General features: G+C 63.6%; 21 protein-coding genes and 1 tRNA gene. 14 read left to right on the plus strand and 8 right to left on the minus strand.

What is annotated here, in order from left to right:
- Positions 1-157 precede the first annotated feature (157 nt).
- Positions 158-234: transfer RNA gene (locus AC0L2U_RS14655), tRNA-Arg, on the plus strand.
- A 381-nt stretch (positions 235-615) separates the two neighbouring features.
- Here the strand turns inward: AC0L2U_RS14655 and AC0L2U_RS14660 are convergent.
- Positions 616-1,356, minus strand: a complete 741-nt coding sequence (locus AC0L2U_RS14660) for a hypothetical protein (protein ID WP_174800304.1) — start codon at positions 1,354-1,356, stop codon at positions 616-618.
- Positions 1,357-1,498: 142 nt separating this feature from the next.
- On the minus strand, positions 1,499-1,765 hold the full coding sequence (locus tag AC0L2U_RS14665; RefSeq protein WP_127396678.1) for a hypothetical protein: 267 nt from the start codon (positions 1,763-1,765) through the stop codon (positions 1,499-1,501).
- 261 nt (positions 1,766-2,026) lie between these two features.
- On the opposite strand from AC0L2U_RS14665, the gene AC0L2U_RS14670 reads away from it, so the two are divergent.
- The 4 genes from AC0L2U_RS14670 to AC0L2U_RS14685 all read left to right on the plus strand — a co-directional run bounded on the left by AC0L2U_RS14670 (position 2,027) and on the right by AC0L2U_RS14685 (position 6,767).
- Positions 2,027-3,442, plus strand: a complete 1,416-nt coding sequence (locus AC0L2U_RS14670) for a LuxR C-terminal-related transcriptional regulator (protein WP_473602097.1) — start codon at positions 2,027-2,029, stop codon at positions 3,440-3,442.
- Positions 3,443-3,734: 292 nt separating this feature from the next.
- Positions 3,735-4,499 (plus strand): SDR family NAD(P)-dependent oxidoreductase, encoded by a 765-nt coding sequence (locus AC0L2U_RS14675; protein WP_473602098.1) that lies wholly within the window; start codon positions 3,735-3,737, stop codon positions 4,497-4,499.
- A 196-nt stretch (positions 4,500-4,695) separates the two neighbouring features.
- Positions 4,696-6,204 carry a multicopper oxidase family protein gene (locus AC0L2U_RS14680; protein ID WP_127396676.1) on the plus strand — a complete coding sequence of 503 codons (1,509 nt, stop codon included), beginning with the start codon at positions 4,696-4,698 and terminating at the stop codon, positions 6,202-6,204.
- A gap of 26 nt (positions 6,205-6,230) precedes the next feature.
- Positions 6,231-6,767 carry a cytochrome c gene (locus AC0L2U_RS14685; RefSeq protein WP_245481819.1) on the plus strand — a complete coding sequence of 179 codons (537 nt, stop codon included), beginning with the start codon at positions 6,231-6,233 and terminating at the stop codon, positions 6,765-6,767.
- A 71-nt stretch (positions 6,768-6,838) separates the two neighbouring features.
- Here the strand turns inward: AC0L2U_RS14685 and AC0L2U_RS14690 are convergent, their stop codons facing one another.
- Positions 6,839-7,540: a GntR family transcriptional regulator gene (locus AC0L2U_RS14690; protein ID WP_473602099.1), complete on the minus strand. Its 702-nt coding sequence runs from the start codon at positions 7,538-7,540 to the stop codon at positions 6,839-6,841.
- A 238-nt stretch (positions 7,541-7,778) separates the two neighbouring features.
- Between AC0L2U_RS14690 and AC0L2U_RS14695 the strand changes: the two genes are divergently transcribed.
- The 9 genes from AC0L2U_RS14695 (at position 7,779) to AC0L2U_RS14735 (ending at position 16,755) form a co-directional block, all read left to right on the plus strand.
- On the plus strand, positions 7,779-8,819 hold the full coding sequence (locus tag AC0L2U_RS14695) for an ABC transporter substrate-binding protein (RefSeq protein ID WP_127328099.1): 1,041 nt from the start codon (positions 7,779-7,781) through the stop codon (positions 8,817-8,819).
- A gap of 79 nt (positions 8,820-8,898) precedes the next feature.
- Positions 8,899-9,981, plus strand: coding sequence for an ABC transporter ATP-binding protein (locus AC0L2U_RS14700; RefSeq protein ID WP_127398375.1), 1,083 nt, complete (start codon positions 8,899-8,901; stop codon positions 9,979-9,981).
- Positions 9,981-10,907, plus strand: coding sequence for an ABC transporter permease (locus AC0L2U_RS14705; RefSeq protein WP_127380931.1), 927 nt, complete (start codon positions 9,981-9,983; stop codon positions 10,905-10,907). The genes AC0L2U_RS14700 and AC0L2U_RS14705 overlap by 1 nt, the downstream gene beginning before the upstream one ends.
- Positions 10,904-11,704, plus strand: a complete 801-nt coding sequence (locus AC0L2U_RS14710; RefSeq protein WP_127328093.1) for an ABC transporter permease — start codon at positions 10,904-10,906, stop codon at positions 11,702-11,704. Before AC0L2U_RS14705 ends, AC0L2U_RS14710 begins: the two co-directional genes overlap by 4 nt.
- Positions 11,705-11,751: 47 nt before the next feature.
- Positions 11,752-13,338 carry a gamma-glutamyltransferase gene (gene ggt / locus AC0L2U_RS14715; RefSeq protein WP_127396946.1) on the plus strand — a complete coding sequence of 529 codons (1,587 nt, stop codon included), beginning with the start codon at positions 11,752-11,754 and terminating at the stop codon, positions 13,336-13,338.
- A gap of 90 nt (positions 13,339-13,428) precedes the next feature.
- On the plus strand, positions 13,429-14,955 hold the full coding sequence (locus AC0L2U_RS14720) for an acyl--CoA ligase (RefSeq protein WP_473602100.1): 1,527 nt from the start codon (positions 13,429-13,431) through the stop codon (positions 14,953-14,955).
- 2 nt (positions 14,956-14,957) lie between these two features.
- Complete coding sequence (locus AC0L2U_RS14725; RefSeq protein ID WP_473602101.1) at positions 14,958-15,938, plus strand: 2-dehydropantoate 2-reductase; 981 nt, start codon at positions 14,958-14,960, stop codon at positions 15,936-15,938.
- 95 nt (positions 15,939-16,033) lie between these two features.
- Positions 16,034-16,417, plus strand: a complete 384-nt coding sequence (gene gloA2 / locus AC0L2U_RS14730) for an SMU1112c/YaeR family gloxylase I-like metalloprotein (RefSeq protein WP_127328086.1) — start codon at positions 16,034-16,036, stop codon at positions 16,415-16,417.
- Positions 16,418-16,521: 104 nt separating this feature from the next.
- Positions 16,522-16,755: a hypothetical protein gene (locus tag AC0L2U_RS14735; protein ID WP_127267610.1), complete on the plus strand. Its 234-nt coding sequence runs from the start codon at positions 16,522-16,524 to the stop codon at positions 16,753-16,755.
- Positions 16,756-16,840: 85 nt separating this feature from the next.
- Here the strand turns inward: AC0L2U_RS14735 and AC0L2U_RS14740 are convergent, their stop codons facing one another.
- From AC0L2U_RS14740 to AC0L2U_RS14760, 5 genes are all read right to left on the minus strand, one after another.
- A complete protein-coding gene (locus AC0L2U_RS14740; protein WP_292137773.1) occupies positions 16,841-17,899 on the minus strand; it encodes an aminopeptidase in 1,059 nt (352 codons plus the stop codon).
- 177 nt (positions 17,900-18,076) lie between these two features.
- Entirely contained in the window at positions 18,077-19,048 is a 972-nt protein-coding gene (locus AC0L2U_RS14745; RefSeq protein WP_473602167.1) for a branched-chain amino acid ABC transporter permease, read from the minus strand.
- A gap of 22 nt (positions 19,049-19,070) precedes the next feature.
- The gene (locus AC0L2U_RS14750; protein WP_127321083.1) at positions 19,071-19,958 is read right to left on the minus strand and encodes a branched-chain amino acid ABC transporter permease; all 888 of its coding nucleotides are present in this window, start codon (positions 19,956-19,958) and stop codon (positions 19,071-19,073) included.
- A gap of 7 nt (positions 19,959-19,965) precedes the next feature.
- Entirely contained in the window at positions 19,966-20,676 is a 711-nt protein-coding gene (locus tag AC0L2U_RS14755) for an ABC transporter ATP-binding protein (protein WP_127267608.1), read from the minus strand.
- The gene (locus AC0L2U_RS14760) at positions 20,669-21,448 is read right to left on the minus strand and encodes an ABC transporter ATP-binding protein (RefSeq protein ID WP_127267607.1); all 780 of its coding nucleotides are present in this window, start codon (positions 21,446-21,448) and stop codon (positions 20,669-20,671) included. Before AC0L2U_RS14760 ends, AC0L2U_RS14755 begins: the two co-directional genes overlap by 8 nt.
- Positions 21,449-21,451: the final 3 nt, after the last annotated feature.

Below are 21,451 nucleotides of genomic sequence, written 5' to 3' on the forward strand. Positions count from 1 at the left end.
CCGGAATCTCCAGCGTTCATCGCCGGCCAAGGCACTTGTGACAAAACTTTTGCCGGATCGGCTTGCTTTTCCGAAATTCAGTCGCTAGGGAACACGTCTCGTCGCGACCGGTCGTTTACGATCGGATTGCGGGGTCATGGAAAGCATGGCCTGTTGCGCGCCCGTAGCTCAGCTGGATAGAGCACCAGACTACGAATCTGGGGGTCAGGAGTTCGAATCTCTTCGGGCGCGCCATTCCATCCAGCTGAAATTGCTTCCTTTCAGGCCTCGCCAATCAACCGCATCGGCATGATCGGGCTGGCGGTCAGCGCTGTCGCTGGGTACACGCATGAGGCACCGGTGTTGATGTTGCCGGCTCCCAACGCAAAACCTAGGGAATGACTGTCCGAAAAAGGCCGTTTTCAACTGCCGCCGATTCCTCGCGTTCTCATACATGCTGATCGGCGGGATGAGGCGCGCTCTCGCTCCGGCCCTCGCCCGCACCTCGAATTTGGTGCGCTTCAACTCCGGAAGAGTCTTCTGATGCTGCAGATGATCCAGCACGGTCTTCTGCGCGACGTTGCCAAACCCCCAAAGGCGCCTGCAAGCAGGGGCCTCTGTCTTCGACATGGGCCGTCACGTTCGATCTCGGTTGCCGGCGGACGATGCCGGCGCGCTCCCGGCTCGCACCTCCTGGAGCAGCAGCAACAGGTCTGCCTTGGCCCAAAGCAGATAGCAGACAAGCAATGTCAGCGGCGCTGCGACGAGCGTCCAGGAAGCGCCCGACCATACCAGTTGCAGGGCACCGCCGCTCCCCACCGCGGCCGAGACCAGCGCCGGCAGACGGCTGGCCAGAACGGCACTCCGGAACGGATTGGGCCAGTTGGCTGGCCAGCCGGGCAACGGCTTGCCGTCCTCGAAGGCGCTGCCGAACTTGCCGAGCGCATGCAGCAAGCCCGAGGTCGCCGCAAGCACAGGTTCGCCGAACAGGAACAGGGCGATGCCGAGTCCGATCGCCCCGACCCCTGACGTCATGTCGCCAAGGCGGTTTAGGGACACGTCTGGGGACGGCTTCCTGGCCCATGCGCGGCAGTAGATCTCGCCGCTCCAGAAGAAGACCAGCGTGGCCAAGGTGAGCGACAGGGCAGCGATGCTGCCAACGAAATAATCGAGGAGCGCGGCATGGCCACTCACGGCGGAACCCGGCGGCACGTCAACGATCTGGACCATGACGCCCGTCGCCAGCCCGAGCCCATTGCCGAGATTGTAATATCCTCCGGGACCTACCATGCGTGAACGGATTGCCGCGGCGAAACGCGACAGGCCTGAAGTGTCGCCCGGCTCTCCGGCGGCATCGGGAAGGTCATGCATGATCATTGATAACGAACCCCGCGATCAGGCAGCGCACGCAGAAGACGTGCTGGATCATCTCGATCCGAGCAGCAGACAGTTGGCCCGCACCTTCGACATATCGATGTTTCGACAAAAGCTGGTGTATGTGGCGCGCGGTGAGACCAGCTTAGATCAGGCCGCGGTCGATCGGGCTTGCTTCGGTGATCGGCTCGGTCGTCATCGTGCTCTCGTCGTCTCCCGCCCTGTTCAGATTGGCGCAGTGCGGGTGAGCGTTGGCGGGGACAATCTCATAACCGGCTGCGATCAACTGGAGACTCATCTCCTCGAAGTGACGCTTCGAGCCGCTGACGATCGATTCAGGCGTGTAGTTCCAGCCGTTGCTGGCAGCATTGGCCAAGATGCTGGCATAGGCATGCATGCTGGCGATTTTCACGTTTGATTCCAGCAACTGTCGGCACCCGCTTGCGAAAGAAGGTGACGGTTGGGCGGAATAGCCCAAGGCCGTGCATGCCAGCACTATGGATACAGGACGCATGGAACCCCCTTAGCCGATTGTTTGTTGCCGTTAGGGAAGCTTGCGCCGTGCGAGCCTGCGGCGGAATCGGGCAGATGCGGTATTCGGCCTAGTGCATTTGTAGCATTCTTCTGTAGCATTCTTCGGCTACGGAGGGGTTTCCAAGGACGGGGGTCCACAATGGTGCTCGGCGCTTCGAAAGCTCAAACGCTTGTCGCTTTGTCGGGTCGTGAGCGCGAGGTCGCGGAAAAATTCGCCGCCGGCCTGACCTATCGGGAGATCGGCAAGGCGCTTTTCATTGCTCCGGCCACTGTTCGCACTCACCTTGCGACCATCTACGGAAAACTTGGGGTGCGGACCAAGATCGGGCTCGCGGCGTACTTTGCCGGCGCTTCCGGCGCCCGGCCAGGCGGGCTGTCACCCCATCAAAGCGAAAAACCGCGGCTGGCGGTGATGCCGGTCAAGGGTCAGTTCGGCAAAACAAGGACCGATGCGGATGCATTGACGCGCGCGTTGACCGCAGAGCTCGGACGCTTCTCCCAGATCGGAATCGTCGCAGCGGCCACAATGTTCGCGCTCGCGAAGCGGCATCTCACTGTCAAGGAAATCGGCAGGACCACGGGAGCCAACTATGTCCTGGAGGTCGCGGTCCATAGCCAAGACAAAGCCATGCACGCCTTCGCGCATCTCGTGGACGCCGAGGAGGAAGTCGAGGTCTGGAGCGCAAGATATGATCTCGCCCAGACGTCATCGCATGACGAATTGACAGGCGTGATCAGCGGAAATCTCTTCCAGGTGTTGATGAAGCACGCGGCAGGCCCGCCCGCCCTCGAGGAAGCAATTCAGCACCACAAGCTCTATCTGAAGGCGTTTTACCACGTCGAACGGCCGACGGCGAAAGGCATGGTCGTAGCGCGGCGTCTCTGTGAAAGGCTCCTCGCCGCCGAGCCAGAGCATGCATTGATAAGGGAGACTCTTGCCTGGGTCGATTTCCACTCCTGCTTCAACGGATGGTCCATTGAACCCATCGAGGCCTTTCGCCGGGCTGGTGATGAGGCTCGGGCCGGACTTTGTGGCCATGACCGGGAAGCATCTCTGCACAGTGCTCTCGGATTGGCCGAGACTTATCTCGGAAACTTGCAGACGGGCCTTGGCTGCCTGTGGCGGGCCATCGCACTCAATCCGAACGATGCAGAGTGTCGTACCTGGCTGGGAATTGGGCTAACTTACGCCGGAGATCTCGAAGGTGCACAGGCAGCTTTCGCGCGGGCCGACCTTCTCAGTCCGAATTATCATCCGATCTTTCTGTTCAGGGGCGATGCCGAATACGCCGGCGGGAACTATACCGCCGCGACTGCCTCGTTTGATCGATTTCTGATGGTCCTGCCTGAATACCACTGGGCACGGCTCCTGCGGGCTGCATCATACATGGGGATGGGCGATCTCGAGTCTGCGCGGAAGGACGTGTCGTTCGTCTCGCGCGAGTCGCCCAGGTTGACCGGCGAGTATGTCGATCGATTGCAGCAAGCGCGCGGTCCGGAGTTTAGAAATAACCTGTGGTCACGCCTCAGCGCAGCAGGACTGCCATGGAAGTGACCTATCGAGGATGACATTGGGCGCATAGGGTCCGGTTGCGTGTCAACTTGCGTCATGGCGGGCTCCAACCCGAACGGCGGGAACGAGTGACGGCCTGCGACTGCACGGCGGTGGCAGGATGGCTGGTCAACACCGGCCACGCAATGGACTAAGCATTCGGGCGGCGCCTACGCGGGTCACCAGGACGAAGCTCGGCAAAGCGGCGCAGAATGCTGCAGAGCAAATCTTCGCAGCGCCGTCGTCCAATCTGCGTGGTAAGACCGCGACAAGGCGGAAACCAGCGGAGCCTGATTTGACCATTCCCCATACCCGCATCAAACGCGCACTTATCACCGGCGCGGGCGCGGCCGACGGCATCGGCTTTGCCATTGCCCGGCAGCTCGGCTATGCCGACCATGCCGTTTTTCTCACCGGTGCCAGTGCGCGTGTGCTCGATCGCGCCGTTGGGCTCCGTGCAGAAGGCATCGATGCCAAGGCCGTGGTCGCCGATCTCACCATGGCAGCTGGTGTCGCGCGGCTGCGGGCTGAAGTCGGCGCCGTCGACATCCTGGTCAACAATGCCGGCATGGGCTCGCTGGCATCGCCATCGGTCGACAAGGCGTTTCTCGCCATGACCGAGGCCGACTGGGATCAGGGGATCGACGTTAGCTTGAAGACGGCATTCCTCGTCACGAAGGCCTTTCTGCCGGCGATGGTCGAAGCGGGCTACGGGCGCATCGTCAATGTGGCGTCGGTCACCGGCCCGCTGGTATCTTTTGAAGGCACGGCCGCTTATTCCGCCGCCAAGGCCGGCATGGTCGGCCTGACGCGGACACTGGCGCTCGAAGTGGCCAAAAGCGGCATCACAGCCAATGCCGTGGCTCCCGGCTGGATCGAAACGGGCTCGTCGAGCGAGATGGAGCGGCAAGCCGCCCTACATACGCCGCCAGCGCGGGCCGGGCGGCCGGATGAGGTGGCCGCCGCGGTGGTATTCCTGGCCTCGGAAGGCGCCAGCTATGTCAATGGCGCGCTGCTGGTGGTCGACGGCGGCAACAGCCTTCAGGAGCGCAAGGGCTGAGAACTCTGCGACTTCGCCGGAACGACCGGTGTTCATGATCGGACAGCGGGTCCGTGCTCTCACTACATCGTGCGCCAGGGCAGCTTCTATCGTCACCGTCGACTGCTCGATCTCACTTGACCTTCCAGCTGCTGGAACCCTTAGGGTCACGCGAGGTCTTCCGGCGGGCCTTTCATCGAGAGCAAGGAGTGGAGAAATGCATCGACGCGGATTTCTGACGGCAAGCCTGGCGACGGTTCTGGCGAGCCCGCGTGCGCTGGCGCAGACGAAGATGGACGATATGTCGATGCCCGGCATGGGCGGCCATGCCGGGCACGACATGGCCGCGATGGTGCAAGACGCGGTCACCCTGCCCGAAGGCCAGGCGTTGCGCGCCCTGCAAGTGCTTGCCAACGAAGCCGACCGGCCGGGCCTGCTCAGGGCGAGGCTGACCGCGGAACCGGCCATTGCGAGGTTCGCCGAGGGGCGCGACACACCGATCCTCGCCTATAATGGCATCAGCCCGGGGCCGCTGATCGAGGCCTTCGAAGGCGACCGCGTCGAGATCACATTTGCCAACCGCATCGATAACGAGGTGAGCACCATCCACTGGCACGGCATGCCGGTGCCCGCCGACCAGGACGGCAGTCCGATGGATCCGGTTGCGGCGGGCACCGAGCGCGTTTATGCCTTCGAGCTGCCGGAAGGCTCCGCAGGCTCCTATTGGTACCACCCGCACCCGCACGGCAAGACGGCAGAGCAGGTCTATCGGGGTCTTGCCGGCGCCTTCGTCGTCAAGGCCAAGGCCGATCCCATCCCGGCCGAATATGGCGACACGGTGCTGGTGTTCACCGACCTCAGACTTGCCGCCGATGGCTCGATACCGAGCAACAGCATGAGCGATCTGATGAACGGCCGCATTGGCGACCACGTGCTGGTCAATGGCCAGAAGAATCCCAGGCTCTCGGTGGCAAAGGGCGCCAAGCGACGCCTGCGCCTCTACAACGCCACCAACGCACGGTTCCTGAAGCTTGCCTTCGACGGCGCGACGATAACAGTCATCGGAACGGATGGCGGGCTGCTCGCGGCGCCGGTGGCGGCGGACGAGATCCTGCTCAGCCCGGGCGAACGCCTCGAGTTGGTCGCATCCTTCGACAGGCCCGGCCCCATCACCCTCGATACGCTCGGCTACGACCGTGGCTGGATGGGTCCCGGCCGCCCGGCCGATGCGGGGCTGACGCTGCTGACGGTCGATGTCTCGGAGAGCGAAGCCGAGGCGGTGCCGCAGCTGCCGGCGCGGCTGCGGTCGATCGCACCGTTCGCTGACCCTGTCCTCACCCGGCGGCTCGTTTTAACGGAGACCATGGCGATGAAACCCACCGGCATGGAGATGGGTTTCCTGATCAACGGCAAGGCCTTCGACATGGAACGCGTCGACTTCGTCGCCAGGGCCGGCGAGATCGAGCTCTGGGAGATAGTCAACGAGGCCGACATGGACCATCCCTTTCACGTCCACGGTACTCAATTCCAGGTCGTCGAACATGAGCGCGACGGCGCGGTGTCCAAGCCGCCCTATCTCGCATGGAAGGACACGGTGAACGTCGCCCGCGGCGAGACGGTGCGGCTCCTGCTGCGCCAGGATAGGCCGGGGCAGCGCATGTATCACTGCCACATCCTCGAGCACGAGCAGCTCGGCATGATGGGCGTGCTCGATGTCATGGCATGAAGTTCGGCATCGCGTTCGGAGCGGTGGTGCTGGCGCTGGCCGGTTCGCTGAGCCTCTCCTCGCCGCAGGCGGTCGCCTCCAGTGATGAGATCGTGGCCGCACGCCAGGCCTCGATGAAGGTTATGGCGGCGGCAGCGAAAACCATCGCCGAGATGTTCGGCGGCAAGCGCGCCTACGACGCCGCCAGCTTCAAGGCGGCGGCGGAGGCGCTCAGCGCCCGTACCGGACCCGCCCTGATGGCTGAATTCCCGGCGGGCACGCTGGGCGCGCCGTCGGGCGCCAAAGCGGAAATCGATCAGGCGCGGCCGGAGTTCGAGGCGCTCGCCAGTCACATTGGCGAACTCGCCGATGCATTGGCAGCCAAGGCCGAAACCGCGCCTGCCCGGATCACCTCGGACATGCGCATGGGCGCGATGACGTCAATGGACGGGGGCAGTCTGCTCGGCAAGCGGCTGAAGACAACGGAGGCGGATCCGGCCGGATTGCCGGCGGAGCATCTTCTGCACCTTATCCTCCAGGATTGCTCAAGCTGCCATTCCAAGTTTCGGCAAAAGGTGAAGTGAGAACCGGCGATCACACCGCCATTTGTTGCCCTCTTGTGCAGCGATGCGGAATGCCAGGAAGGCCACCTGTATCAAGACGCCTTCGCCAGAAAATTCCGATAATCCGACTTGGCCTGCAGCAGGCGCAGCACATTGTCTCGCGAGCCGCGCACATGGGCGCGTGCCAGCGTGCCGGCTCGGGCGGCGTCGCCGGCGCAGATGGCATCGACGATCTCGGCGTGCTCGTCGCGGGCGATCTTCCATTCGTCCAGCCACAACAGTTCGGTCCAGACGTAGTGCTGGCACTTGTCGAGAATGCCGCACAGCATGTTGTGCAGCATCACGTTGCCGCTGATTTCGGCGATGACGCGGTGCAGGTCGATGCCGACTTCCAGTTCCTGGAATTTTTCCCGGTTCGTGCGTTCCGGAATGGCTGCCAGCCGTTCGCATTCGGCCAGCATGGCGCGCAGCCGCGCCTTGTCCTGTTCCGTCGCCGCCGTTGCCGCAAGTTCCGTCGCATGGCCGTCGAGCAGTTCGCGGATCTCGAAGGCCTCGTGGAACATGTTGATGTCGAACTCGGTGACGACATAGCCCTGGCGCGGCCGGCCGGTGACCAGCCCGTCACGCTCGAGGCGATTGAAAGCCTCGCGCACCGGGGTTCGGCTGACCGTCAGCTTCGCCGCGATGTCGTTTTCGGTGACGCGGGAGCCCGGCGGGATCTGGCCGGTCACGATCATCGCCTTCAGCGCGGAGTAGACCGAGTCGCGCAGCGTATTTTTGGTTTCCTTGGCCAAGCTTCCCTTCCCACTTCTCCGGCCTTTCAGCCGGAACACGCATAGCTGTAGCCGCAGTCGGCGCAATTTGCCACGCCTCCGGCGAAGCCGTCCCTCACCAACCTGGTCCGGCACGAAGCGTACATTTCGAGCGCGCCGGCGGTGTTGACAACATCGATCGCTAGGCTACACTCAAGATTGTATACAAAATAGCATGCCAAATCAAAAACAATGGGAACACCGGTTGGAGAGCCGAAAAATGAACAGAACCAGAAACGTTAGCATCGTTGCGATGGCGGGCCTCATGGCTTCGTTCGCAGCCCCCGCCATGGCGGGCGACACTATCACCGTCGCCTCATGGGGCGGCACCTACCAGGAGGCGCAGACCAAGGCGTTTTTCAAGCCGACCGCCGACGCGCTCGGCATCACCATCAAGGAAGACACCACCAACGGCCTCGACGACGTCCGGCTGCAGGTGACCGGCAATGCGGTGAAGTGGGACATCACCGAACTTGGCGCCGACGAATGTGCGCGCGGCTCGAAGGAAGGGCTGTTCGAGAAGCTCGACTACGGCATCATCGACAAGAGCGGCATCAACCCGAAGCTTGTCCACGACGACTGGGTCGGCATTTCCTACACCTCGGTCGTGCTGATCTACCGGACCGACGTCTTCGGCGACAAAGGCCCGAAGACCTGGGCCGATTTCTGGAACGTGGAAAAGTTTCCGGGACGGCGCGCGCTGAGCGGCAGCCAGGCGACGGAAACGCTGAGCGTTGCCGCACTGGCCGAGGGCATTCCGATCGACAAGGTCTATCCGGTCGATATCGACGGCGCGTTGAAGTCCGTCGACAAGATCCGCGGCAATGTCGACGCTTGGTGGACCTCCGGCGCCCAGGCCATGCAGCTGGTTAAGGACGGCGAAGTCGACATGGCGAGCATCTGGAACGGCCGCGCCGGCACCTTGAAAAAGGAAGGCGCGCCGATCAGCTTTTCCTTCGACCAGGGCGTGCTGACCGCCGACTGCATGGTCATCCCCAAGGGCTCCAAGAACAAGGAAGCGGCCATGAAGGCGCTGGCGATGTTCGTCAGCCCGCAATTGCAGGCCAATCTGCCGCTCTATGTCGACAATGGCCCGGTCAACGAGAAGGCTTTCGAGACTGGCAAGATCCCGCAGGACAGGATCAAGGACATCAATTCGGCGCCCGAAAACGTCAAGAAGCAGGTGTTGCAGGATGCAGAATTCTGGCGCGACAACCTGGTCGAGGCGACGGAAAAGTTCAACAATCTGATCCAGCAATAGGCTGCGGCCGCAATCCAAACCACGGCAGGGCGACGCCTCGCCCTGCTTTCGCCGCCTCAGCCCCTGGGAGAGAAAAATCTTGTCCATTGCGCCATCCGCGTTGCCGATCGGCATGCGCGGGATCGAGAAACGATTTGGCAGCGTGCCTGTGCTGCGCGACCTCAACCTCGATGTCGAGGCTGGTGAATTCCTGACGCTGCTGGGGCCTTCCGGTTCCGGCAAGACGACGCTGCTGATGATCCTGGCCGGTTTCGTGCGGGCCAATGCCGGCTCGATCAGGGTCGGCGGCGACGAGATCATCACCACGCCGCCGCACAAGCGCAACATCGGCATGGTGTTCCAGAACTACGCGCTGTTTCCGCATATGAACGTCTTTCACAACATCGCCTTTCCGCTGAAGCAACGCGGCGTCGCCGCCGCCGAGACGGCCGAGCGTGTCGAGAAGGCACTCGATCTGGTGAAATTGCAGGGACTGGGCGAGCGCCGGGTCGACCAACTCTCCGGCGGCCAGCGCCAGCGCGTGGCGCTGGCGCGCGCCATCGTCTTCGAGCCGCGCATCGTTCTTATGGACGAACCCTTGTCGGCGCTCGACAAGGGCCTGCGCGAGCACATGCAGATCGAGCTGCGCGCCCTGCATCGGCGGCTCGGCATGACCACCGTCTATGTCACGCACGACCAGCGCGAAGCCATCACCATGTCGGACCGCATTGCTGTCATGAACGGCGGACGCATCGAACAGCTCGACAAGCCCGAAAGCCTCTACGCCAGGCCGCAAACGCAATTTGTAGCAGGCTTCATCGGCGAATCGAATTTCATTCCGGTCGAGTGCCGCAACGGCTCCGTCTGGTACGAGGACCGAAGAATCCATACGGCGGCGGCGACGCCGGCGGCAGGCCAGTACCTGATGGTGGTGCGGCCGGAAAAGCTGCGGCTCTTGGCAACCGCCGAACCGACAAGCGGCGTCAACGTGCTCAACGCGACGCTCAGTGACATCATCTATCAGGGCGACAGCTTCGTCTGCTATGCCGTGCTGCGCGACGGCCGGCAGCTGACTTTGCGCGACTATTGCCGCAGCGATGTGCTGGCGAAAATGCCGGCGCCCGGCCAGCCAGTCTCGTTCGGTCTCGATGCGCAGGACACAATCCTGGTAGCGGCAGACTGATGAGCGCGCAGACCGCCGTCATGCAGGAGAATGCCGGCCGCGCGGGCCCGGATTTGAACACGCAGGCGCTGCGCACGGACGCGCGGCGCGAGTCGTTGCGGCTGCTGGCGCTGCTGTCGCCGAGCCTGTTGCTGGTCTTCGCCATCATCATCGTGCCCATCGGCTGGCTGTTCTGGCTGTCGCTGTTCGACGAAGCGGGCGGCTTCAGCGCCGCCAATTATGCGCGATTCTTCGAGCAGGCCTCCTACATCAAGACCTTTGTCACCACCTTCAAGGTCGCCTTCATCGTCACCGGCGCCTGCGTGCTGCTTGGCTATCCCCTGGCCTACATGCTGTCGCAACTGCCGCGCCGCGCAGCGTCGATCTGCCTGATCTTCGTCATCCTGCCGTTCTGGACATCGGTCCTGGTGCGCACCTATGCCTGGCTGGTGATCCTGCAGCGCAAGGGCCTGATCAACAGCTGGCTGATCGACCTCGGTGTGATCAGCCAGCCGCTATCGCTCGCCAACAATTTTTCGGGCGTCGTCATCGGCATGACGCATATCCTGCTGCCGTTCCTGGTGCTGCCGCTTTACGCCTCGATGAAGACAATCGACACCGACTGCCTGCGCGCCGGCATGAACCTCGGCGCCGGCCCGGCCGCCACCTTCCGGCAGATCTTCTTTCCGCTGTCGCTGCCCGGCCTCGCCTCGGGCGTGGTCATCGTCTTCGTGCTGTGCCTGGGCTTCTTCGTCACGCCTGCGCTGATGGGCGGCGGCAAGGTCATCATGTGGGCGATGCGCATGGAACAGACCACCAGCCTCTATTCCAACTGGGGCGCGGGTGCAGCACTCGGCGTGGTGCTGCTGGTGGTCACGCTGGCGCTTCTCGGCCTGTTCCAGTGGCTGCTCGGCGCGCGCGCCACAGGTGTGTGGAGTTCGCGATGAGCGAGGATTTTGGCCTGCCTATCTCGCACCGGCAACGGCTGTGGCTCTATTGCCTCGGCGGCCTCGTGCTTCTGTTCCTGATCGCGCCGTCGATCATCATCGTCATCATGTCGTTTTCGGACTCGACGCTGCTGCAATTCCCGCCGCAGCAATGGTCGCTGCGCTGGTACCAGACCTATTTCGGGTCGCTGGAATGGCGTGACGCCACGATCGTCTCGGTCAAGGTGGCTGTCATGACGGTGCTGGTGGCGACACCGCTCGGGACCGCGGCCGCCTATGCCATCAACCGGGGCACGCTGCGCTTCAATGGCACCATCAACGCGCTGCTGACGGCGTCGCTGATCGTCCCGGTGATCCTGATCGGCATCGGCACCTTCTTCCTCTATGCGCGCATCGGGCTCAACAACACGCTGACCGGCCTGGTCATCGCGCACACGGTGCAGGCGCTGCCGCTGGTGGTGCTGACCGTGCTTTCCGGGCTGCGCTCCTACGACATGAACCAGGAGCGGGTGGCGCGCAGCCTCGGCGCCGGCCGCGTCGCCGCCTTCTGGCAGGTGACGATGCCGCAGATCCGCTTCTCGATCGTCTCGGGCGCGCTGTTTGCCTTCATCACCTCCTTTGACGAAGTGGTGGTTTCGCTGTTCATATCGGGCGGCGAGACCACGACATTGACGCGCCGCATGTTCAATGCGCTGCGCGATCAGATCGACCCGACGATCGCCGCCATCTCGACCTGCCTGATCGTGCTCTCGGTCGTGCTGTTGTCGGTTGCGCAGATCTTCGGCCGGCGGCATTGATTCACCAGACGAATTCGCAGAAGTGACCCATGGGATATCCAGACAGAATGCGTGATTTCCAGTTTCCCGGCCGCTCGCCGGTTCGTGCCACCGAGGCGGTTGCCGCGACCTCGCATCCGCTTGCAACCCTTGCGGCCATCGACATGCTGCGCTCAGGCGGCAATGCCATGGATGCCGCGGTCTGCGCCGCCGCCGTGCAGGGCGTGGTCGAGCCGCAATCGACAGGCATCGGCGGCGACTGCTTCGTGCTCTATTCTCCCGGGGGACAAGGCAATGTGCTGGCCTTCAATGGGTCCGGCCGCGCGCCTGCCAGGGCGACAGTCGACTGGTACCGCGAGAAAGGCTTCGACCGCATCCCGTTGCAGGGGCCGCATGCGGTCACCGTGCCGGGTGCCGTCGACGCCTGGAGCCGCCTGCTCGAAGACCATGGCCGCAAGGGCCTTGCCGAGACGCTGGCGCCGGCCATCCACTATGCCGAGAACGGCTATGTCGTGCACGACCGCGTCGCCTTCGACTGGGCCGAGCCGGAAACCGACCTGTCGGCCGACGAGCATGCCGCCCGTATCTTCCTGCCCGGCGGCAAGGCGCCGAAGGCGGGTGACGTCCACCGGCAGCCGGAACTGGCGGAGACCTTGCGCATCATCGCCAAACACGGCCGGTCCGGTTTCTACGAGGGCGCGGTCGCCGACGATATGGTGAGCCGGCTCAACGAATTGGGCGGACTTCATACGGCCGAGGATTTCGCCGCGACCAGAGGCGACTATGTGGCGCCGGTCAGCACCTCCTATGGCGGCCATGACATCCACCAGATGCCGCCGAACAATCAGGGGCTGACGGCGCTTTTGATGCTCAATTTGCTGTCGGGCTTCGAGCTCGGCGGGCTCGACCCCAATGGCGCCGAGCGCCTGCATCTGGAGATCGAGGCCGGGCGCCTGGCCTATCGCGACCGCGACCGCTATGTCGGCGACCAGGACCATGTCCCAGTGCCCGTGAAGCAGCTCCTGTCCGGCGCCTATGCCGACCGGCTGCGCGCCGAGATCGACCGCGACCGCGCCATGACGCATCTGCCGCGCGTGGAGCTGCCCGGCAGTGACACGGTCTACATCTCCATCGTCGACCGCGACCGCAACGCGGTCTCCTTCATCAACTCGACCTATTATTCGTTCGGCAGCGGCGTCGTCGGCCCGAAGACCGGTGTCGTGCTGCAGAACCGTGGTTCCAGCTTCCGCCTCGACCCGGCGCATCCGAACGCGATCGCACCGGGCAAGCGGCCGATGCACACGATCATGCCGGGCATGGCGACGAAGAACGGCCGCGTGGTGATGCCGTTCGGGGTCATGGGCGGCGGCTATCAGCCGTTCGGCCATGTCCATCTGCTGACCAACATGATCGACTTCGGCATGGACCCGCAGCAGGCGCTGGATGCGCCGAGGGTGTTTTACAATGATGACACCGTGGAGGCCGAGCGTGGCGTTCCCACCGAGGCGATCGAGGGCCTGCGCCGGCGCGGCCACCGCATCGCCGAACCGCATCACCCGCTGGGCGGCGGGCAGGTGGTGCTGATCGACTGGGAGAAGGGGACGCTGACCGGCGCTTCCGATTCGCGCAAGGATGGTTTGGCGCTTGGCTACTGAGGCGATCCGTTGTCCAATGGCGTATCCGTATCGAGGCAAGCCCGTCAGAAGGGCTCCCGCCAGTAGTCGTTCGAAATCCAGCCGGTGATCATGACCCAAACTGAAACCCACGCAGATCTCTCCCGCCGTCTCGCCGCCGGCGCCGACGATGCGCCCGCCATCCTGGCACCCGACAGGGCGACGCTCAGCCATGGCGGATTGCGCAGCCTGATCGCCGATACTGCAAAACAGCTGCATGCGCGCGGCATCGGCCGGGGCGACAGGGTGGCGATCGTGCTGCCGAACGGGCCTGAGATGGCCACCGCCTTCGTCGCCGTCGCGGCCGCCGCCTCGACGGCACCGCTCAACCCCGCCTACCGGGCCGACGAGCTGGATTTCTACCTGACCGACATCGGCGCCAAGGCGATCCTTGTCGGGGAGGGCGAGACCGGACCGGCTGTGACGGTGGCCGAACGCCTCGGCATCGGCGTGCTGCGGCTTATCGTGCAGCCCGGCACACCCGCCGGCAGCTTCATGATCGAGGGCGCAGCGATCGGACCGCAGGCCGCGCCCGACATGGCGCAAGACAGCGACATTGCGCTGCTGCTGCATACCTCCGGAACGACATCGCGTCCAAAACTGGTGCCGCTCAGCCATGCCAACATCGCGGCCTCGGCTGCCCATATCGGCGGCACACTTGGCCTGACGCCAGATGACCGCTGCCTCAACATCATGCCGCTGTTCCACATTCACGGCCTGATCGCGGCCGTGCTGTCGTCGCTGGCTGCCGGTGGCAGCATCTACTGCACGCCCGGCTTCAACGCGCTGCGCTTCTTCCAGTGGCTGAGCGAGGCTCAGCCAAGCTGGTACACGGCGGTGCCGACCATGCATCAGGCGATCCTGCCCAGGGCAGCACGCAACACCGAGGCGCTGGCGGCGGCGCGTCTGCGCTTCATCCGCTCGTCCTCGGCGTCGCTGCCGGCACAGGTGATGACTGAGCTGGAGGCGACCTTCGGCTGCCCGGTTATCGAATCCTACGGGATGACCGAGGCCGCGCACCAGATGGCCTCGAACCGGCTGCCGCCGGGCCAGCGCAAGCCGGGCAGCGTCGGTGCCTCCGCCGGTCCGGCCGTGGCTGTCATGGCGCCTGACGGGCGGCTGCTCGCAGCCGGCGAGACAGGCGAGATCGTCATTCGCGGACCCAATGTCACGACGGGTTACGAGAAGAACCCGGATGCCAATGCCACGGCTTTCGCGCATGGCTGGTTCCACACTGGCGACCAGGGCGTGCTCGACGAGGACGGCTATCTCAGGGTCACCGGTCGGCTCAAGGAGATCATCAACCGCGGTGGCGAAAAGATCTCGCCGCTCGAGGTCGACGACGTGCTGATGGACCATCCGGCGGTGGCGCAGGTCGTCACCTTCGCCATGCCGCATGACAAGCTTGGCGAGGAGGTGGCCGCGGCGGTTGTGCTGCGCGAAGGCATCAGTGCCACCGAGGGCGACATTCGCGCCTATGCCGCGACACGGCTTGCCGATTTCAAGGTGCCGCGCAAGATCCTGATCCTGGACGAGATCCCCAAGGGTGCGACCGGCAAATTGCAGCGCATCGGCCTTGCTGCCAAACTCGGGCTTTGACGATGAAGATCACCATCTTCGGCGCCGGTGCGATTGGCGGCTATCTCGCGGCCAAGCTCGCCATCACTGGGCGGACCGATCTTTCGATCGTCGCGCGCGGCGCCCATCTGGAAGCCATCAAGGCGGACGGCCTGCGCCTGATCGAGGATGGCCAGGAGATTTCGGTCCCCGTCCGGGCCGCCGCCAAAGCCGACGAGCTTGGCGCCCAGGATTACGTCGTGCTGGCGCTGAAGGCCCATTCTCTCTCCCCAGCCCTTGACCAGATCGCGCCGCTGCTTGGGGACCACACATCAGTCGTCACCATGCAGAACGGCGTGCCCTGGTGGTATTTCCACGGCGTCGACGGGCCGCTCGAAGGCACCAGGCTGAACGCGGTCGACCCCGGCGGCGCGATCTGGCAGCGGATCGGACCGGACCGCGTTATCGGCTCGGTCGTCTATCCCGCCGTCGAGGTCGATGCGCCGGGTCTCATCCGCCATGTCGAGGGCAAACGTTTCTCGCTCGGCGAACCCTCCGGCGAGCGCAGCGAACGGGTGACGCTTCTGGCCGAGGAGATGGTCAAGGCCGGCTTGCAAGCGCCAGTGCGCGAGGACATCCGTAGCGAAATCTGGGTAAAACTGTGGGGCAACCTCTCCTTCAACCCGATCTCGGCGCTGACCGGCAGCACGCTGGCCGCGATCGTTGCCGACGATGGCACCCGCGCGCTCGCCCGCACCATGATGCTGGAGGCGCAGGCGATCGGCGAAAGCCTCGGCGTGCGTTTTCCCATATCGGTCGACCGGCGCATCAAGGGCGCCGGCGATGTCGGCGAGCACAAGACCTCCATGCTGCAGGACCTGGAGCGCGGCAGACCGATGGAGATCGACGCGCTGGTGAGCGCGGTGCAGGAACTTGGCCGGCTAACGGACAAGCCGACCCAGACCATCGATGCCGTGCTGGCGCTGGTGCGGCGGCTGGCGGTGGAACGCGGGTGTTATGGGTGAGATGGAAGGACAGGGCAAATCAGAGCCGTGGCGCGCGACGATCCAGGCCTTGAAGCGTCTTGGCCTCATATCCCGGCTTGACCAAGGTTAGCAGCATGCTGAACGCCATTCACCACGTCGCGCTCATCTGCACCGACTACGACCAGTCGCGACGGTTCTACGTCGAACTCCTCGGCCTCGATCTGATCCGGGAGGTTTATCGGGAGGAGCGGCAATCATGGAAGGCGGATCTGCGGATCGGGTCGGCCCAACTGGAATTGTTCTCCTTCCCTGCACCAGCGATGCGGCCATCCCACCCAGAGGCTACAGGCCTGAGACATCTGGCATTCGCTGTGGCTAATCTTGAGCCCGTAATTATCCGCCTGGAAGCCGCAGGCGTTGCCGTCGAGCCTATCCGGATCGACCCATATACGGACCAACGGTTTACCTTTTTCAGGGACCCGGATGGATTGCCGCTGGAACTCTACGAAGCCCCATAAGGAACGGTTCGCTTTCGCGACGGGCGCTGTGTACTGACGGTCTCGGTATCGGCGGACCGCGAATCTGTGCTAAGCGCCGCCCAACCAACCAAAGGACGACACCAATGAGCGAACTGACCGTGGCCGAGGCGACCGAGAGCATCTATGCCTCGCTCCGGGCGGACAATGCCGACATCGACACACATATCGCGGCGCTTAAGGCGGCGCTGACGCGAGAAGGGATCAAACAGGCGGTGTTCGATCCGGCCAAGCTGGCGCAGAACAACCGCTCGGGCCGCAAGTTGATGCAGGCTTATTTTCGGCAGCGCGGCGTGAGCGTGAAGTTCTCGGACCAGTAGAACCGCGCGGGCGATCTCAATCGCGCGATTTGGTTGGTTTCGGACGCAAGTTCCCCGACGCTTCGGGCCATCCCTTTTGACCGGCTCAATAACAGCGATCTGCCGCCGCAAGTGCATCGACGCGGTGAGCTTGGTCCAGTGCGCCAATCCGTCGGACTGACGCATAGAACCTGACATAGTCGCCCGAACACAAGTCGAACAGGCGCAGAAACGCGGTCACCCGATCGCTATAGACGGACGTCGCGGCGAGCTTTGCATTGTTGATCGGGGAAGCGAACCAGGCATCGTATCCCCGGTATCGGCCCCAGCGCCTGTCGCGCATGTGTCGGTAGCGCATCCGCAGCCGTTCAATCGCGGCCGTCTTCGCGGCCAGTTTTTGCTCCGAGGTGCCGGAGTTGGAATAGACTTGCGTCAGCTCGTCGCGGGTCCGCGACACCAGCGCAAGAAATTCAGCCTTGCGCCTCCGGGCAGCTTCGTAACGGCGCAATGCGGCGGTGTCGCCAGTCGCGCGCAGCCACTTTTTCACGCCGGTCGTTTCAACGGCGACAGCGAACGCCTCGTTGAATGCGGAATCGTCGTGCACGTAGACGCGCTGGTGGGCCAGTTCATGGAACACCAGCGCTGCGAGATTGGTTTCATCCTGGCCGAACATCGTGCTGAGCAGCGGGTCGCTCGACCAGCCAAGCGTGGAATATGCCGTGATGCCCGTCACATAGACGTCCATGCCCTGTCCTTGAAGTTCGACAGCGGTTTCAGTCGCGGACTTCCTGGAGAAATACCCCCGGTAGGGAACACAGCCGAAAACAGGAAAACACCATGTTCGCGGCGTCAGCGAAAATGCCGGCGCGGCGAAGACAGCCCATGTCACCGAATCCCGACCAATGTCGACATAGCTGCGGTAGCTGTTGTTGTCGGGCAGCGCCAGTTCATCCGTTGCGAACTGTCGTATAGCGCTCGCCGATGCCATTCGCGCGCGCAATGCCTTCGGCGTCGACGGATCCTCGATCAGTTTTCCGACATCCTGGCGCGCCGTCATGATCCGCAGATGGCCCTGCACGGATTGCGCGTAGTAGGAAATACTGGTGCAACCGGTCACGCCGGACGCCACGATTACAACGACAAGCAATCGAAAGAATGCGCGCATCACGATTTGCCCAAAGCAGTGCTCACCCGTTCCGATGGAGTCGCAATTGCCCCAGGTCGCAAGCAGTCGCATCGATTTGATCGAGGTCTATAGCTTTCTGAAGTGTCCGGACAGGTGCTCATTGGGGAGACGCATGCGTCATCACGCGCAAGCCGCGTCCCATCAACCTGCAGCTGATCAGTCCTTTCCCGCCCGCTTGAAAATCCGCGCGTAAAATTCGCCGACGATGCCGCGCCGGAAGACGAGCACGCACACCATGAAGATCAGGCCAGTGGCGATGGTCACCGGAAAGCCGGAAGTGGCAAGCGTGTTTTCCAGGCCTATGACAAGGCTGGCGCCGATGATCGGCCCGACCATGGTGCCGATGCCGCCCAGAAGCGTCATCAGGATCACCTCGCCCGACATCTGCCAGGTGACGTCGGTGAGCGTGGCGAACTGGAAAACGATCGCCTTGAGCGATCCGGCCAGCCCGGCCAGCGCCGCCGACATGACGAAGGCGCCGAGCTTGTAGTTGGCGACGGAATAGCCCAGCGAAATGGCGCGGTTCTCGTTCTCGCGGATCGAGCGCAGGATCATGCCGAACGGCGAATTGACGATGCGCCACATGGCGAAGACGCCGACGAGGAACACCGCCAGCACGAAATAATACATGTTCAGCGAGACGTTCAGGTCGAGGACGCCTAGCAGCATGCCGCGCGGCACACCTTGGATGCCATCCTCGCCTTGCGTGAACGGCGCCTGCACGCAGAAGAAGAAGAACATCTGCGACAGCGCCAGCGTGATCATGGCGAAATAGATGCCTTGCCGGCGAATGGCGAAGAAGCCCATGACGAAGCCAAGCAGGGCCGCACCCGCCATGCCGAGCAGAATGCCGGCTTCCGGCGGCCAGCCCCAGACCTTGACGGCATGCGCCGTGAAGTAGGCGGCGCCGCCGAAAAAGGTGGCGTGGCCGAACGACAGCAGCCCGGTGTAGCCAAGCAGGAGATTGAACGCACAGGCAAACAGCGCAAAGCACAGCATCTTCATCAGGAAGATCGGATAGACCAGGAAAGGCGCCACCAGCAGCGCCAGGATGCCGAGCCCGACCAGCGTCCATTCAAGCCGTGCCGAGGTTTTGGCCGATGTCTCGCGAAGCGTCAGTTCCGACATGTCAGATGTCTCTTCCGACATGTCAGGCGTCCCTTCCGAACAGGCCGGCCGGCCGGACCAGAAGCACGATGGCCATGATGACGAAGACCACGAGGTTGGAGGCCTCAGGATAGAAGACCTTGGTCAGGCCTTCGGCAAGGCCGAGCATGTACCCGGTGACGATGGCGCCAAGGATCGATCCCATGCCGCCGACCACGACGACGGCGAAGACGACGATGATGAGATCCGACCCCATAAGCGGGCTCACCTGATAGATCGGCGCTGCCAGAATTCCGGCAAGCCCAGCCAGCGCGGAGCCGAGGCCGTAGGTCAGGGTCAGCAGCAACGGCACGTTGACGCCGAAAGCCTGGACGAGGCGGGGATTCTCCGTCGCGGCGCGCAGGTAGGAACCGAGCCTGGTCTTCTCGATCAGCACCCAGGTTCCGAAGCAGACGATCAGCGAGGCAACGACGACCCAGCCGCGATAATTGGGCAGGAACATGAAGCCGAGATTGGTGCCTCCCGAAAGCAGCGGCGGGACGGCGTAGGGGTTTCCCGAGACGCCGTAATAGTAGCGGAAGATGCCTTCGAGCACGAGCGCGAGGCCGAAGGTGAAGAGCAGCCCGTAGAGCGGGTCGAGATCGTACAGCCGCGACAGCGCCAGGCGCTCGACCACGATGCCGAAGACACCGACGATCAGCGGCGCAAGGATCAGCGCCGGCCAGTAGCCGATGCCGAGATAGGTGAGCAGCAGATAGCCGACGAAGGCGCCGAGCATATATTGGGCGCCATGGGCGAAATTGATGACCCGCAGCAGGCCGAATATGACGGCCAGGCCCAGGCTCAGCATGGCGTAGAACGAGCCGTTGATCAGGCCGACCAGCAACTGGCCGAGGAAAGCCTGAACCGGGATTCCGAAGATCATCGTCATGGCGCCATCATACACCCAGGACTTCGTGGAGCTGCGTCATGCGGTCCGGCAGCTCGCCGACCGGGAACCCTGCCACCACCTTGCCGTGCTCCATCAGATAGAAACGATCGGCGACACGGCTGGCGAAGCGGAAGTTCTGCTCGACCAACAGGATCGTCATGCCGCGCTTTTTCAACGTCGCCAGCAACGCGCCGATGCGCTGCACGATGACGGGAGCGAGCCCCTCCGTCGGCTCGTCGAGAAGCAGCATTTTCACACCCGTTCTCAACATGCGCGCGATCGCCAGCATCTGCTGTTCGCCGCCCGACAGCCTGGTGCCGGGACTGTTGCGCCGCTCCTTCAGATTGGGGAACAGATCGAATATCTCCTCGACGCTCATGCCGCCCTCGGCCACGACCGGCGGCAGAACCAGGTTCTCGTCGACGGTCAGCGTGGCGAAAATACCGCGCTCCTCCGGCACGAAGCCGATGCCCTGATGCGCGGTGCGGTGCAGCGGCAGCCGCATCAGATCCTGGCCGTCGAAGGCGATCCCGCCGGTTCGCTTGCGGATCAGCCCCATGATGGCGCGCAGCGTCGTCGTCTTGCCGACGCCATTGCGGCCGAGCAGTGTGACCGTCTCGCCGGAATACACTTCCAGATCGACGCCGTGCAGCGCATGGCCCTCGCCATACCAGGCGTTGAGGCCGCTGACGGCAAGCAGAGGTGCGGTACTAGTCATCGGCGGTGCCCATATAGGCGATCTTGACGCGCTCGTCGCGGCTGACCGTGGCGTAGTCGCCGGCGGCCAGCACCTCGCCGCGCTGCATGACCGTTATCCAGTCGCAAAGGTCGGCCACCACAGTCAGATTGTGCTCGACCATCAGCACGGCGCGATCCTTGGCCACCGAACGGATAAGGTCGGAAACCGTGGCCACGTCCTCGTGCCCCATGCCGGCCATCGGCTCGTCCAGCAGCAGCACTTTCGGATCGAGCGCCAAGGTCGTGGCGATCTCGAGCACGCGTTTCCTGCCATAGGAAAGGTCGCCGGCGAGCCTGTTCCTGGCGTCGTCGAGACCGACCGAGCGCAGCAATTCCTCGGCGCGCGGCGTCAGCCGGTCGAGCGCCGCCAGCGAGCGCCAGAACTGAACGCTGAGCCCGCCCGGCCGCTGCAGGGCAACGCGCACATTGTCGAGCACGCTGAGATGCGGAAAAATCGCCGATATCTGGAACGAGCGCACCAGGCCCATCCGCGCGACCCTGGCCGGCGACGTGCGGGTGATGTCATGGCCAAGCAGCTCGATCCTGCCGCTGGTCGGCGCCAGGAACTTGGTGAGCAGGTTGAAGACAGTCGTCTTGCCGGCGCCGTTGGGTCCGATCAGGGCATGGATGTTGCCATGGCGAACATCCAGATCGACGTTTTTCACGGCGATGAAGCCGGCAAAGTCACGCCGCAACCCGCGGGCGGAAAGCACCACAGGCGGCTCGTTCGCGCTCAGGTCAGTCGGCGCCATCGG

The organism is Mesorhizobium sp. WSM4808 (genome assembly GCF_055811675.1).

Excerpts from the sequence above, each read along its gene's own strand:
- AC0L2U_RS14750 (WP_127321083.1), bottom strand. The coding sequence starts at position 19,958 with ATGACGATGATCTTCGGAATCCCGGTTCAGGCTTTCCTCGGCCAGTTG.
- AC0L2U_RS14695 (WP_127328099.1), top strand. The coding sequence starts at position 7,779 with ATGAACAGAACCAGAAACGTTAGCATCGTTGCGATGGCGGGCCTCATG.
- gloA2 (WP_127328086.1), top strand. The coding sequence starts at position 16,034 with ATGCTGAACGCCATTCACCACGTCGCGCTCATCTGCACCGACTACGAC.
- AC0L2U_RS14660 (WP_174800304.1), bottom strand. The coding sequence starts at position 1,356 with ATGATCATGCATGACCTTCCCGATGCCGCCGGAGAGCCGGGCGACACT.
- AC0L2U_RS14725 (WP_473602101.1), top strand. The coding sequence starts at position 14,958 with ATGAAGATCACCATCTTCGGCGCCGGTGCGATTGGCGGCTATCTCGCG.
- AC0L2U_RS14755 (WP_127267608.1), bottom strand. The coding sequence starts at position 20,676 with ATGACTAGTACCGCACCTCTGCTTGCCGTCAGCGGCCTCAACGCCTGG.
- AC0L2U_RS14705 (WP_127380931.1), top strand. The coding sequence starts at position 9,981 with ATGAGCGCGCAGACCGCCGTCATGCAGGAGAATGCCGGCCGCGCGGGC.
- AC0L2U_RS14735 (WP_127267610.1), top strand. The coding sequence starts at position 16,522 with ATGAGCGAACTGACCGTGGCCGAGGCGACCGAGAGCATCTATGCCTCG.
- AC0L2U_RS14745 (WP_473602167.1), bottom strand. The coding sequence starts at position 19,048 with ATGTCGGAACTGACGCTTCGCGAGACATCGGCCAAAACCTCGGCACGG.
- AC0L2U_RS14670 (WP_473602097.1), top strand. The coding sequence starts at position 2,027 with ATGGTGCTCGGCGCTTCGAAAGCTCAAACGCTTGTCGCTTTGTCGGGT.
- AC0L2U_RS14740 (WP_292137773.1), bottom strand. The coding sequence starts at position 17,899 with ATGCGCGCATTCTTTCGATTGCTTGTCGTTGTAATCGTGGCGTCCGGC.
- AC0L2U_RS14710 (WP_127328093.1), top strand. The coding sequence starts at position 10,904 with ATGAGCGAGGATTTTGGCCTGCCTATCTCGCACCGGCAACGGCTGTGG.
- ggt (WP_127396946.1), top strand. The coding sequence starts at position 11,752 with ATGCGTGATTTCCAGTTTCCCGGCCGCTCGCCGGTTCGTGCCACCGAG.
- AC0L2U_RS14680 (WP_127396676.1), top strand. The coding sequence starts at position 4,696 with ATGCATCGACGCGGATTTCTGACGGCAAGCCTGGCGACGGTTCTGGCG.
- AC0L2U_RS14760 (WP_127267607.1), bottom strand. The coding sequence starts at position 21,448 with ATGGCGCCGACTGACCTGAGCGCGAACGAGCCGCCTGTGGTGCTTTCC.
- AC0L2U_RS14720 (WP_473602100.1), top strand. The coding sequence starts at position 13,429 with ATGACCCAAACTGAAACCCACGCAGATCTCTCCCGCCGTCTCGCCGCC.